The organism is Pseudomonas sp. 7-41, from assembly GCF_021233075.1.
GTDB lineage: Bacteria > Pseudomonadota > Gammaproteobacteria > Pseudomonadales > Pseudomonadaceae > Aquipseudomonas > Aquipseudomonas veronii.
Genome location: NZ_CP089551.1, coordinates 5,194,140 through 5,206,931, shown reverse-complemented (window position 1 = coordinate 5,206,931; position 12,792 = coordinate 5,194,140). Strand labels below are relative to the sequence as shown.

General features: G+C 62.3%; 9 protein-coding genes and 3 pseudogenes. 10 read left to right on the top strand and 2 right to left on the bottom strand.

The annotated features are described in order from the left end of the window. Positions 1 to 177: 177 nt before the first annotated feature. The 10 genes and pseudogenes from LQ249_RS23505 to LQ249_RS23460 all read left to right on the top strand — a co-directional run bounded on the left by LQ249_RS23505 (position 178) and on the right by LQ249_RS23460 (position 10,990). Positions 178 to 900, top strand: coding sequence for a GntR family transcriptional regulator (locus LQ249_RS23505; RefSeq protein WP_046382415.1), 723 nt, complete (start codon positions 178 to 180; stop codon positions 898 to 900). Continuing rightward, the gene (gene prpB, locus LQ249_RS23500; protein WP_017848474.1) at positions 897 to 1,790 is read left to right on the top strand and encodes a methylisocitrate lyase; all 894 of its coding nucleotides are present in this window, start codon (positions 897 to 899) and stop codon (positions 1,788 to 1,790) included. The genes LQ249_RS23505 and prpB overlap by 4 nt, the downstream gene beginning before the upstream one ends. Positions 1,791 to 1,831: 41 nt before the next feature. Further along, on the top strand, positions 1,832 to 2,959 hold the full coding sequence (gene prpC, locus LQ249_RS23495) for a bifunctional 2-methylcitrate synthase/citrate synthase (protein WP_046382416.1): 1,128 nt from the start codon (positions 1,832 to 1,834) through the stop codon (positions 2,957 to 2,959). A 129-nt stretch (positions 2,960 to 3,088) separates the two neighbouring features. Then, the gene (gene acnD / locus LQ249_RS23490; protein ID WP_046382417.1) at positions 3,089 to 5,683 is read left to right on the top strand and encodes a Fe/S-dependent 2-methylisocitrate dehydratase AcnD; all 2,595 of its coding nucleotides are present in this window, start codon (positions 3,089 to 3,091) and stop codon (positions 5,681 to 5,683) included. Positions 5,684 to 5,694: 11 nt separating this feature from the next. Next, the gene (gene prpF / locus LQ249_RS23485; protein ID WP_017848471.1) at positions 5,695 to 6,885 is read left to right on the top strand and encodes a 2-methylaconitate cis-trans isomerase PrpF; all 1,191 of its coding nucleotides are present in this window, start codon (positions 5,695 to 5,697) and stop codon (positions 6,883 to 6,885) included. 271 nt (positions 6,886 to 7,156) lie between these two features. Next, positions 7,157 to 7,270 (top strand): annotated as a pseudogene (locus LQ249_RS31560) (PrpF domain-containing protein); the annotation flags it as partial. Between the two features lie 273 nt (positions 7,271 to 7,543). Further along, a pseudogene (locus LQ249_RS31555) lies at positions 7,544 to 7,657 on the top strand (PrpF domain-containing protein); the annotation flags it as partial. A gap of 272 nt (positions 7,658 to 7,929) precedes the next feature. Further along, positions 7,930 to 8,043 (top strand): annotated as a pseudogene (locus LQ249_RS31550) (PrpF domain-containing protein); the annotation flags it as partial. A 200-nt stretch (positions 8,044 to 8,243) separates the two neighbouring features. Further along, the gene (gene prpD, locus LQ249_RS23465; protein ID WP_169881335.1) at positions 8,244 to 9,728 is read left to right on the top strand and encodes a 2-methylcitrate dehydratase; all 1,485 of its coding nucleotides are present in this window, start codon (positions 8,244 to 8,246) and stop codon (positions 9,726 to 9,728) included. A gap of 188 nt (positions 9,729 to 9,916) precedes the next feature. Beyond that, entirely contained in the window at positions 9,917 to 10,990 is a 1,074-nt protein-coding gene (locus LQ249_RS23460; RefSeq protein ID WP_232565934.1) for a hypothetical protein, read from the top strand. A 73-nt stretch (positions 10,991 to 11,063) separates the two neighbouring features. On the opposite strand, the gene LQ249_RS23455 is transcribed toward LQ249_RS23460, so the two are convergent. Both LQ249_RS23455 and LQ249_RS23450 read right to left on the bottom strand, forming a co-directional pair. Further along, positions 11,064 to 11,792: an alanyl-tRNA editing protein gene (locus LQ249_RS23455; RefSeq protein WP_104902640.1), complete on the bottom strand. Its 729-nt coding sequence runs from the start codon at positions 11,790 to 11,792 to the stop codon at positions 11,064 to 11,066. Positions 11,793 to 11,794: 2 nt separating this feature from the next. Next, the gene (locus LQ249_RS23450; RefSeq protein ID WP_046382420.1) at positions 11,795 to 12,787 is read right to left on the bottom strand and encodes a serine O-acetyltransferase; all 993 of its coding nucleotides are present in this window, start codon (positions 12,785 to 12,787) and stop codon (positions 11,795 to 11,797) included. Positions 12,788 to 12,792 lie beyond the last annotated feature (5 nt).

Here is a 12,792-nt window from a genome sequence, read left to right as displayed (position 1 = left end):
AAAAGCGGCGTCTATTCTAACATGATGCTTTTTTGGCGCCAGCGCTGGCAGGCGGCCATGCCCTTGTTGCTTATAACGGTGGTTATTAGACGATTGTCGACAATGTTGATTTATTCTTTGACTAAGTAGGGCTTATTGGCTAGTTTTTGCGGCATTGCTTTTAAAGGTGTCGACAATATGCTGGATCAATCGGAAGCTCCGGTGGTCTCCCCGGAAGAATCCCAGACAATGTCGGAGAACGTCTTTAGGCGTATACAGGCCGCTATCGTCAAAGGCGAGATCGCCCCCGGCAGCAAGATCTCCGAGCCGGAACTGGCGCGCACCTACGGCATCAGCCGCGGCCCGTTGCGTGAGGCGATTCACCGTCTCGAAGGCCAGCGCCTGCTGGTGCGCGTGCCCCATGTGGGCGCTCGCGTGGTGTCGTTGAGTCACGCGGAACTGATCGAACTCTATGAAATCCGCGAATCCCTCGAAGGCATGGCGTGCCGCCTGGCTGCCGAGCGCATGACCGATGCGGAGATCGAAGAACTGCGCCAGGTGCTGCACACCCACGAACGGGATGCGGCGTTCCAGGCGGGTGTCGGCTATTACCAGCAGGAAGGCGACTTCGACTTTCATTACCGGATCATCCAGGGTGCGGGCAACCGCACCTTGACCCAAATGCTCTGCGGCGAGCTGTACCAGTTGGTGCGTATGTACCGCATCCAGTTCTCCGCAACCCCCAATCGTCCACGCCAGGCCTTTGCCGAGCATCACCGTATTCTTGACGCGATCGCCGATCGCGACGGTGAACTGGCCGAGTTGTTGATGCGTCGTCACATCGGCGCCTCCAAACGCAATATCGCCCGCCACTTCCCAGGCGGTGCTCCCCAGACAGCCACTCAGCGAGGTGAGTCATGAGTTCCAATAACAACCGCACTCCAGGCCAGCGTTTCCGTGACGCGGTCGCCAGCGAACACCCATTGCAGGTGGTCGGCACGATCAATGCCAACCACGCACTGCTGGCCAAGCGCGCCGGTTTCAAGGCGATCTACCTGTCGGGTGGCGGGGTGGCCGCGGGCTCCCTCGGCGTGCCGGACCTGGGCATCACCGGCCTCGATGACGTGCTGACCGACGTGCGCCGCATCACCGACGTGTGCGACCTGCCGCTGCTGGTGGACGTGGACACCGGTTTCGGCTCCTCGGCGTTCAACGTGGCACGCACCGTCAAGTCGATGATCAAGTTCGGTGCCGCGGCCATCCATATCGAAGACCAGGTCGGCGCCAAGCGCTGCGGTCATCGCCCGAACAAAGAAATCGTGTCCCAGCAGGAAATGGTCGACCGCATCAAGGCCGCCGTGGATGCGCGCACCGATGACAGCTTCGTGATCATGGCGCGTACCGATGCGCTGGCCGTCGAAGGCCTGGAATCCGCCCTGGACCGCGCCGCCGCCTGCATCGAGGCCGGCGCCGACATGGTGTTCCCGGAAGCCATCACCGAGCTGGACATGTACAAGCTGTTCGCGTCAAAGGTAAAGGCGCCGATCCTGGCTAACATTACCGAGTTCGGTGCAACCCCGTTGTACACCGTCGATCAACTGAAATCTGCCGATGTTTCCATCGTGCTGTACCCGCTCTCGGCCTTCCGCGCCATGAACAAGGCCGCCGAAAACGTCTACACCGCGATCCGTCGCGACGGCACCCAACAGAACGTGATCGACACCATGCAAACCCGCATGGAGCTTTACGATCGCATCGACTACCACACCTTCGAGCAGAAGCTCGACGCGCTGTTCGCCGCCAAGAAGTAACGAACGCGCCTCCCGGATAACTACAAAATTGGAGAGTAACCATGGCTGAAGCAAAAGTACTGAGCGGCGCTGGCCTGCGTGGCCAGGTGGCCGGGCAGACCGCACTGTCCACCGTGGGCCAGGCCGGTGCCGGCCTGACCTATCGCGGCTACGACGTGCGCGAACTGGCCGCTGATGCGCAGTTCGAAGAAGTCGCCTACCTGCTGCTGTACGGCGAATTGCCGACCAAGACCGAACTGGCTGCCTACAGCGCCAAGCTGAGCAAGCTGCGTGACCTGCCCCAGGCGCTCAAGGAAGTGCTCGAGCGCATCCCGGCCGACGCCCACCCGATGGACGTGATGCGTACCGGTTGCTCGTTCCTCGGCAATCTCGAGCCGGAGCAGGACTTCAGCGTACAGCGCGATGTCACCGACCGTCTGCTCGCTGCCTTCCCGGCGATCATGTGCTACTGGTACCGCTTCAGCCATGACGGCAAACGCATCGACTGTGTGACCGACGAACCTTCCATCGGCGGTCACTTCCTGCACCTGCTGCACGGCAAGGCGCCGAGCGAGTTGCACGTCAAAGTGATGAACGTGTCGCTGATCCTGTACGCCGAGCACGAATTCAACGCGTCGACCTTTACCGCGCGTGTCTGTGCGTCGACCCTGTCTGACTTGTATTCGTGCATCACCGCCGCCATCGGTTCGCTGCGCGGCCCGCTGCACGGCGGCGCCAACGAAGCGGCGATGGAAATGATCGAGCGCTTCTTGTCGGCCGAGGACGCCGTCGACGGCACCCTCGCCATGCTGGCGCGCAAGGACAAGATCATGGGCTTCGGTCACGCGATCTACAAAGACAGCGACCCGCGTAATGAAGTGATCAAGGGCTGGTCGAAACTGCTCGCCGAAGAAGTGGACGACAAAGTGTTGTTCCCGGTCTCCGAAGCCATCGACAAGGTCATGTGGGAGCAGAAGAAGTTGTTCCCCAACGCCGACTTCTACCATGCCTCGGCGTACCACTTCATGGGCATCCCGACCAAGCTGTTCACCCCGATCTTCGTGTGCTCGCGCCTCACCGGCTGGGCCGCGCATGTGTTCGAACAGCGCGCCAACAACCGCATCATCCGTCCAAGCGCTGAGTACATCGGCGTCGAACAGCGCAAGTTCGTGCCAATCGAACGTCGCTGAAGGCCGACGATTCCAGGATTGAAATGAGGTCAAAAGGTGGGAGGGGGCTTGCCCCCTCCCACATTTGAATCGCATTTCAAATCTGGATCAGTGGGTTCCTTTTGTAATCACCGTGACCGAGTCCTGACGATGAACACTGAATTTCGCAAATCGCTCCCCGGCAGCCGCCTCGATTACTTCGACGCCCGCGCGGCTGTCGATGCAATCACCCCCGGCGCCTACGCCACCTTGCCTTACACCTCCCGCGTACTCGCGGAAAACCTGGTGCGTCGTTGCGACCCGGCCACCCTCAACGCTTCCCTGAGCCAACTGATCGAGCGCAAGCGCGACCTCGACTTCCCTTGGTTCCCGGCGCGGGTGGTGTGCCATGACATCCTCGGCCAGACCGCCCTGGTCGACCTCGCCGGCCTGCGCGATGCCATCGCCCTGCAAGGCGGCGACCCGGCCCAGGTCAACCCGGTGGTGCCGACCCAACTGATCGTCGACCACTCCCTGGCCGTCGAAGCCGGTGGTTTCGACCCGGACGCGTTCGAGAAAAACCGCGCCATCGAAGACCGCCGCAATGAAGACCGCTTCCACTTTATCGAGTGGACCAAAAAAGCCTTCAAGAACGTCGACGTGATCCCGCCGGGCAACGGCATCATGCACCAGATCAACCTGGAGAAAATGTCTCCGGTGATCCAGGTGCGTGACGGCGTGGCCTTCCCCGACACCTGCGTCGGCACCGACAGCCACACCCCGCACGTGGATGCCCTCGGCGTGATCGCCATCGGCGTCGGCGGCCTCGAAGCCGAGAGCGTGATGCTCGGCCGCGCCTCGTGGATGCGCCTGCCGGAAAGCGTCGGCGTGGAGCTGACGGGCAAGCTGCAACCCGGTATCACCGCCACCGACATGGTGCTGGCGCTGACCGAGTTCCTGCGTCAACAGAAAGTGGTGGGCGCATGGCTCGAGTTCTTCGGCGAAGGTGCATCGGCACTGACCCTGGGCGACCGCGCGACCATCTCCAACATGGCCCCGGAATACGGCGCCACCGCGGCGATGTTCTACATCGACCCGCAGACCATCGCCTACCTGAAACTCACTGGCCGTGAAGACGCACAAGTCGCCCTGGTCGAGCAATACGCACGCCAGACCGGCCTGTGGGCCGACGACCTCAAGGGCGCGAAATACGAGCGCGGCTTGACCTTCGACCTGTCCAGCGTCGTGCGCAACATGGCCGGCCCGAGCAACCCGCACGCCCGTGTCGCCACCAGCGACCTCGCCGCCAAAGGCATCTCCGGCCAGTGGGAAGAAGTACCGGGGCAAATGCCCGACGGTGCGGTCATCATTGCCGCGATCACCAGTTGCACCAACACCAGTAACCCGCGCAACGTGATCGCCGCCGGCCTCCTGGCGCGCAACGCCAACAAGCTGGGGCTGAGCCGCAAGCCGTGGGTCAAGTCGTCCCTGGCGCCCGGTTCGAAAACCGTGGCCATGTACCTCGAAGAAGCCGGCCTTGGGCACGAACTGGAAAAACTCGGTTTCGGCGTGGTGGCCTTCGCCTGCACCACCTGCAATGGTATGTCCGGTGCGCTCGACCCGGTGATCCAGCAAGAGATCATTGACCGCGACTTGTACGCCACCGCCGTGTTGTCGGGTAACCGCAACTTCGACGGGCGTATCCACCCGTATGCTAAGCAAGCGTTCCTGGCTTCGCCGCCGCTGGTGGTGGCCTATGCGATTGCCGGCACCATCCGTTTCGATATCGAGAAGGACGTGCTGGGCCTCGACGCCAACGGCAAGGAAATCCGCCTGAAAGACATCTGGCCGAGCGACGAAGAAATCGACGCGGTGGTCAAGGCGTCGGTCAAGCCGGAGCAGTTCCGCAAAGTGTATATCCCGATGTTCGCGATCCACGAAGACACCGGCCCGAAAGTCGCGCCGCTGTATGAGTGGCGCCCGCAAAGTACCTATATCCGCCGTCCGCCGTACTGGGAAGGTGCGCTGGCCGGTGCGCGGCCGCTCAAGGGCATGCGCCCGCTGGCAGTGCTGCCGGACAACATCACCACCGACCACCTGTCGCCGTCCAACGCGATCATGCTCGACAGCGCCGCCGGCGAATACCTGGCGAAAATGGGCCTGCCGGAAGTCGACTTCAACTCCTACGCGACCCACCGCGGCGACCACCTGACCGCGCAACGCGCGACCTTCGCCAACCCGAAACTGTTCAACGAAATGGTCGTCGAGAACGGCAAGGTCAAGCAGGGTTCCCTGGCGCGCATCGAGCCGGAAGGCAAGGTCACACGCATGTGGGAAGCCATCGAAACCTACATGGAGCGCAAGCAGCCGCTGATCATCATCGCCGGCGCCGACTACGGTCAGGGTTCGTCCCGCGACTGGGCGGCCAAGGGCGTGCGCCTGGCGGGTGTGGAAGCGATTGCCGCCGAAGGTTTCGAACGCATTCACCGCACCAACCTGGTGGGCATGGGCGTGTTGCCGCTGGAGTTCCTGCCGGGCACCGACCGTCACACGTTGAAGATCGACGGCAGCGAAACCTATGACGTGGTCGGCGAACGCACCCCGCGCGCGCAGTTGACCCTGGTGATCAACCGCAAGAATGGCGAACGTGTCGAAGTGCCGGTGACCTGCCGCCTGGACACCGCTGAAGAAGTGTCGATCTACGAGGCGGGCGGCGTGTTGCAACGTTTTGCCCAGGACTTCCTGGAATCGGCGGCGACCGCCTGAAGAGGATAACCATGTCACACGTACCGCAAATCAAGATCCCCGCCACCTACATGCGAGGCGGCACCAGCAAGGGTGTGTTTTTCAGCGTCCAGGACCTGCCCGAGTCGGCGCAGGTCCCGGGTGCCGCACGCGATGCCCTGCTGTTGCGGGTGATCGGCAGCCCCGATCCCTACGACAAGCAGATCGACGGCATGGGCGGCGCCACGTCGAGCACCAGCAAAACCGTGATCCTGGCCAAGAGCAGCCGCGCCGAGCATGACGTGGATTACCTGTTCGGCCAGGTCGCCATCGACAAACCGTTCGTCGACTGGAGCGGTAACTGCGGCAACCTGTCGGCGGCGGTGGGTTCCTTCGCCATCAGCGCGGGCTTGGTCGACCCGGCCCGCGTGCCGCGCAACGGCGTGGCCGTGGTGCGGATCTGGCAGGCCAATATCGGCAAGACCATCATCGCCCACGTACCGATCACCGACGGCGCGGTGCAGGAAACCGGCGACTTCGAACTGGACGGCGTGACCTTCCCGGCCGCCGAAGTGCAGTTGGAGTTCCTGGACCCGGCCGCTGAAGAAGAGGGCGGCGGTGGTTCGATGTTCCCCACCGGCAACCTGATCGATGACCTGGAGGTGCCGGGCGTCGGCACCTTCAAGGCCACGCTGATCAATGCGGGTATCCCGACGATCTTCATCAACGCGCAAGACCTGGGCTATACCGGTACCGAGCTGCAAGGCGCGATCAACGGCGACCCGAAAGCCCTGGCGATGTTCGAGACGGTGCGGGCCTATGGCGCGTTGCGCATGGGCCTGATCAAGCATCTGGACGAAGCCGCCCAGCGTCAGCACACGCCGAAGGTGGCCTTCGTGGCACCGCCTGCGGACTACGTGGCTTCCAGCGGCAAGGCGATCAAGGCCGGCGATATCGACCTGCTGGTGCGTGCCTTGTCCATGGGCAAGTTGCACCACGCGATGATGGGCACCGCAGCGGTGGCGATCGGCACGGCGGCGGCGATTTCCGGGACCTTGGTCAACCTCGCGGCGGGCGGCGTGGAACGCAACGCGGTGCGCTTCGGGCATCCGTCCGGCACCTTGCGGGTCGGCGCTGAAGCCACCCAGGTCAACGGCGAATGGGTGGTGAAGAAGGCCATCATGAGCCGTAGCGCGCGGGTGTTGATGGAAGGCTTTGTACGCGTCCCAGGCGACGCCTTCTAAAACCCAACACCAATCCCCTGTGGGAGGGGGCTTGCCCCCGATAGCGGTGTGAAGTCGACACATTCATTGACTGACCCACCGTCATCGGGGGCAAGCCCCCTCCCACAAGGGATCTCTATTCCAAGGCAGGCATCGAAGATCTGCTTCCAGTAACCGTGAGCCCGAGGACTGACCCCCCACCCACTTTGGAGAACAGCCATGAGCGCCAACGTCGACCAGAACACCCGCCCCGACTACGACCAGGTTTTGCAGGACATCGCTGACGGCGGGCGGCGCTGAAGCCACCCAAGTCAACGGCGAATGGGTGGTGAAGAAGGCCATCATGAGCCGTAGCGCGCGGGTGTTGATGGAAGGCTTTGTACGCGTCCCAGGCGACGCGTTCTAAGGCTCGATACACATCCAATGTGGGAGGGGGCTTGCCCCCGATAGCGGTGTACCAGTCGACACATTCATTGACTGACCCGCCGTCATCGGGGGCAAGCCCCCTCCCACAAGGGATCTCTATTCCAAGGCAGGCATCGAAGATCTGCTTCCAGTAACCGTGAGCCCGAGGACTGCCCCCCCCACCCACTTTGGAGAACAGCCATGAGCGCCAACGTCGACCAGAACACCCGCCCCGACTACGACCAGGTTTTGCAGGACATCGCTGACGGCGGGCGGCGCTGAAGCCACCCAGGTCAACGGCGAATGGGTGGTGAAGAAGGCCATCATGAGCCGTAGCGCGCGGGTGTTGATGGAAGGCTTTGTACGCGTCCCAGGCGACGCGTTCTAAAACCCAACACCAATCCCCTGTGGGAGGGGGCTTGCCCCCGATAGCGGTGTACCAGTCGACACATTCATTGACTGACCCACCGTCATCGGGGGCAAGCCCCCTCCCACAAGGGATCTCTATTCCAAGGCAGGCATCGAAGATCTGCTTCCAGTAACCGTGAGCCAGAGGACTGCCCCCCCACCCACTTTGGAGAACAGCCATGAGCGCCAACGTCGACCAGAACACCCGCCCCGACTACGACCAGGTTTTGCAGGACATCGCTGACGGCGGGCGGCGCTGAAGCCACCCAAGTCAACGGCGAATGGGTGGTGAAGAAGGCCATCATGAGCCGTAGCGCGCGGGTGTTGATGGAAGGCTTTGTACGCGTCCCAGGCGACGCGTTCTAAAACCCAACACCAATCCCCTGTGGGAGGGGGCTTGCCCCCGATAGCGGTGTACCAGTCGACACATTCATTGACTGACCCACCGTCATCGGGGGCAAGCCCCCTCCCACAAGGGGTCTCTATTCCAAGGCAGGCATCGAAGATCTGCTTCCAGTAACCGTGAGCCCGAGGACTGCCCCCCCCACCCACTTTGGAGAACAGCCATGAGCGCCAACGTCGACCAGAACACCCGCCCCGACTACGACCAGGTTTTGCAGGACATCGCTGACTACGTCCTCAACTACCGGATCGACTCCCCAGCCGCGCTAGACACTGCGCGCAACTGCCTGATGGACACCCTCGGTTGCGGCCTGCTGGCGCTGCGGTTCCCGGAATGCACCAAGCACCTGGGGCCGCTGGTCGAGGGCACGGTGGTGCCGTTCGGCGCGCGGGTGCCGGGCACGTCGTTCCGGCTCGACCCGGTCAAGGCCGCCTGGGACATCGGCTGCATCGTGCGCTGGCTCGACTACAACGACACCTGGCTCGCCGCCGAATGGGGCCACCCCTCGGATAACCTCGGCGGCATCCTCGCCGTGGCCGATCACCTCTCGCAACGACGCGTGGCCAATGGCGACGCGCCGCTGACCGTGCGCGCAGTGCTGGAGGCGATGATCATGGCCCACGAGATCCAGGGTGTGATTGCCCTGGAAAACGCCTTCAACCGTGTCGGTCTCGACCATGTGCTGCTGGTGAAAGTCGCCTCGACGGCGGTCACCGCCAAGCTGATGGGCGCCAACCGCGAGCAACTGCTGTCGGCGCTGTCCCACGCCTTTGTCGACGGTCAGGCATTGCGCACCTATCGGCACGCACCGAATGCCGGTTCGCGCAAATCCTGGGCGGCGGGCGATGCCTCCAGTCGCGGTGTGCGGCTGGCAGACATCGCGCTGCGCGGCGAGATGGGCATCCCCGGGGTGTTGAGCGCGCCGCAATGGGGCTTCTACGATGTGCTGTTCAGCCACACCAACAAGGACCTGGCGCTCAAGCCCGAAGACAAGCGCACCTTCAGCCTGTCCCAACCCTACGGCACCTATGTGATGGAAAACGTGCTGTTCAAGATCAGCTTTCCCGCCGAGTTCCACGCGCAAACCGCCTGCGAAGCTGCGGTGACCTTGCACCCGCAGGTTGTGGATCGCCTGCACGACATCGAACGCATCGTGATCACCACCCATGAGTCGGCTATTCGGATCATTTCCAAGGTCGGCCCATTGGCCAATGCGGCCGACCGCGATCACTGCCTGCAATACATGACCGCCGTGCCGCTGGCCTTCGGCACGCTGGTGGCCGAGCAGTACGAAGATGAGTTCCACGCTGCGCACCCGATCCTCGACGAGCTGCGCGAAAAGATGGTGATCGTCGAAGAGCCCCGCTACAGCCGCGAATACCTGGAGGCGGACAAGCGTTCCATCGCCAACGCGGTGCAGGTGTTCTTCAACGATGGCACCCACACCGAGCAGGTCGCGGTGGAGTACCCGATTGGGCATCGTCGGCGCCGGGTGGACGGTATTCCGTTGCTGGAAGACAAGTTCAAGGCCAACCTGGCGACGCGCTTTACGGCCCAGCGCAGTGCCGAGATTTTTGCGTTGTGCAAGGATCAGGCGCGGCTTGAAGCCACGCCGGTGAATCGCTTTGTGGATTTATGGGTGATATGAACGCGCCGTGGTTGCGCACGCTCGCGAAGGGCAGGTTTTGACACAGACATACTTTGCGATTGATGCGTCCTACATCTTCGGAACCGTTTTCAGATAGAAGCCAATCAGGTGTCAGATGCCCTGCAGGCGCGGGTCATCTGGCAAGCGATGCTTGTGGATCAAACACCTGAATCTGAAAAGGCCCTTTTATGAATAGCGTAAACAATCGCCCGCCAATGCCCAACACCGTCGGCTATGACATGTCGCCGAACGCCAGGCTCCGTCGCGCCGACGAGAGCCTCAGAGTACCTGACAGTCCTCTGGCCAAGGCGTCGTCTGCGGCAAAAAACGCGGTACCCGCTCATCTGGAACACCTCTCTGGCCAGAACAAACAGTTGGCCGAAAAATATGATCAGATGGTCGCCAAGTTAACGCCGCAAATCATGAAGCTTCAGGAGCAAGTGAACCAGCTTGCGCAGCACCCCAAGGTGAAGGCAGCGTCTGGAAAAGAGGCGGCACCGTCGAACCCCAGTACTCGTGGTGATCCTGCGGCGAAGCAGAACGGCACGTCGCCTGAAGCGCGCGGCCGTATGGACAATACACAAGGGGCCGGGCGGGATGCTCCTCCCTCCCTTGAGCGCTTGACTGCCGAAAATAAGCAACTGGGCGATAGGCTCAATAAGTTGGAGTCCGGTTTCAATTCGGTCGTTAAAGGGCTTCAAGACCAGATCGGTGATTTGAGTAAGAGGTTGGGCGCGGATACTCCCCAGACCCGGATGCCTCCCGCAGCGCAGGGGCAGGGGCAGGGGCAGGGTCAGGGTCAGGGTCAGGCCAATCAGGGAGCTTCTTCCGGTCAGGGCAAGCAAGGCGCGGCGCAGGGTCAGGGGCAGGCCAATCAGGGTGCTTCTTCCGGTCAAGGCAAGCAAGGCGCGGCGCAGGGTCAGGGTCAGGGTCAGGGTCAGGCCAATCAGGGTGCTTCTTCCGGCCAGGGCAAGCAAGGCGCAGCGCAGGGTCAGGGTCAGGGTCAGGGTCAGGGTCAGGCCAATCAGGGGGCTTCTTCGGGCCAAGGCAAGCAAGGCGCGGCGCAGTCCAACGAAAGCAACCCGTCGGCCCGGTCCGATGAATCAAACCAGGCGCCTCGTACCCTCGAGGATCTCGCACGCGACAATGAGCAACTTCGCACACGCATCGACCAGATGATGGCTGAATTTTCCAAGGTGATTTCCGAACTGCAGAAGCAAATCGAGCAGCTGAATAACCAGATCAAAGCGCTGAAGGGTTAAGTTCAGCGATAGAAAAACGGGTCAATGTGGGGCGGTAAGCCCGCACCTGCATCGACCCCGTTCTGCTGAACATTCATTCAAAGCGCAAAATAACCCGACGGTTATGCTTGCTCTTCTTCTCGATCTTCTCGCAAAACACCCGGCCGATTTCTTCGGTGTTGATCACATGGGTGCCGCCGCATGGCTGGATATCGATTCCGGCAATTTCAATTACGCGCACCGAGCCCTGGATCACGGGCGGAGCTACCGCTTGGGTGCGGGTGATCTGCAGCAGGGTTGCGTACTCCGACGCGGGCATCGACAGGGTTTTCACCTGATGAGCCTGTTCGATCAGCGCGTTGATATCGCGGGTGATGCTGTCTTTGTCCAGGGTCATTTCCGGCAGGTCGAAATCCAGTCGCCCTTTGTCGGCGCTGATGCTGCAGCCGGTGACCGGGGCGTCGATGAGCGAACACAGCAGGTGCAGGCAGGTGTGCATTTTCATGTGCTGGTAGCGCCGTTCCCAATCGAGGCTGGCATCCACCTGGACCCCGGCGCTCAACTGCTCGGGACAGTGTTCCACCTGGTGCCAGATGATCGAGCGCTGCACCGGGTCGCGCACCGTGCCGAGGATGTCCACGCGCGTGCCGTCGTCCAGGGTGAAGTGGCCGCTGTCGCCGGGTTGCCCGCCGCCGGTAGGGTAGAACAGCGTGTGCTCCAGGGCGATGCCGTGTTCGCTGACGGCAATCACCCGGGCGCTGAAGGCGTTCTGGTAGGGCGCGCTGTCAAACAGCGCCAGGGTTTCCATGGTGTGCACAGACATGTTCAACCTCCGACAATCAATGGGCTGGCTTGCAGCAGGTGACGCACCATTGCGCTCAAGCCAGGGGGGGAAAGCAGGGTGATTTCAAATTCCGGCCCGCAGACTTTCAGGTTCAGCGGCAGGCGTGGCAGGCGGTCGCCCATTTCGATGTGGCGCAGGCGAAATTGCAGGTGATGGCGTTCTTTCACCGTGGGTTCGAGCATCAGCCCCTGCAACGGGTGAAAGTCGGCGTCCAGCACCGTGACCTTGTGGTTGGCGTTGATCTCGCCGACCACGTGCAGGCGCTCATCGAGAGCGAAGGCGCCGAGGTAGCTGCTGTGCTCCGATTCGTCGTTCTTTTGCAATTGGATCTGGTTGACCACCTTGACCTTGGTCCCCGCCGGTACGTCCTGGGTGATCACGCACGCTGGGCTGATGAACACGTTGTCGCCGATCTGCACGTAGCCCAGCACGCGGGCGCCGGAGCCGATTTCGACGTTGTTGCCCAGGCGCGGGTGGCGCTTGCCGTCGGGGTTGTTGGCGATGCCGCGAGCGCCGAGGGTCACGCCGCAGAGGATGTAGCAGTCGTTGCCGATCTCGCAGGTTTCACCGATCACCGTGCCGTAGCCATGGTCGAGCACAAAGCGCCGACCGATGCGCGCTGCCGGGTGAATCTCCGCGCCGGAGAGGATCTTGCCCTGGTTGCTGAGCTTGAGGGCAATGCGCGAAAACATCCCGTTGGTCTGGTCGGGAAAATGCCACACCCGGTGCGCCAGCCGGTAGAACAGCACCGCCTTGAACGAGGCATAGGATTCCAGGATCAACTCGCCGCGTCCGCGCGACGCCGGGTCGCGGTAGGCGTAGGCAATCAGGTCCTCGGCCACCGCCTGGGCGGCGCTCTGGACCAACGGCGCCAAGTGCGGCTCCAGCTGCTTCATCTGCGTGGGCGTCAGGGTCTTGATGAGGTGGGTAAGCAATTCATCGTGCAGATGTTGCATGTCGATAAAGCCGCCCATGGAGG

Coding starts and splice junctions, on each gene's coding strand:
- LQ249_RS23505 (WP_046382415.1), top strand. CDS start 178: ATGCTGGATCAATCGGAAGCTCCGGTGGTCTCCCCGGAAGAATCCCAG.
- prpB (WP_017848474.1), top strand. CDS start 897: ATGAGTTCCAATAACAACCGCACTCCAGGCCAGCGTTTCCGTGACGCG.
- prpC (WP_046382416.1), top strand. CDS start 1,832: ATGGCTGAAGCAAAAGTACTGAGCGGCGCTGGCCTGCGTGGCCAGGTG.
- acnD (WP_046382417.1), top strand. CDS start 3,089: ATGAACACTGAATTTCGCAAATCGCTCCCCGGCAGCCGCCTCGATTAC.
- prpF (WP_017848471.1), top strand. CDS start 5,695: ATGTCACACGTACCGCAAATCAAGATCCCCGCCACCTACATGCGAGGC.
- prpD (WP_169881335.1), top strand. CDS start 8,244: ATGAGCGCCAACGTCGACCAGAACACCCGCCCCGACTACGACCAGGTT.
- LQ249_RS23460 (WP_232565934.1), top strand. CDS start 9,917: ATGAATAGCGTAAACAATCGCCCGCCAATGCCCAACACCGTCGGCTAT.
- LQ249_RS23455 (WP_104902640.1), bottom strand. CDS start 11,792: ATGTCTGTGCACACCATGGAAACCCTGGCGCTGTTTGACAGCGCGCCC.
- LQ249_RS23450 (WP_046382420.1), bottom strand. CDS start 12,787: ATGGGCGGCTTTATCGACATGCAACATCTGCACGATGAATTGCTTACC.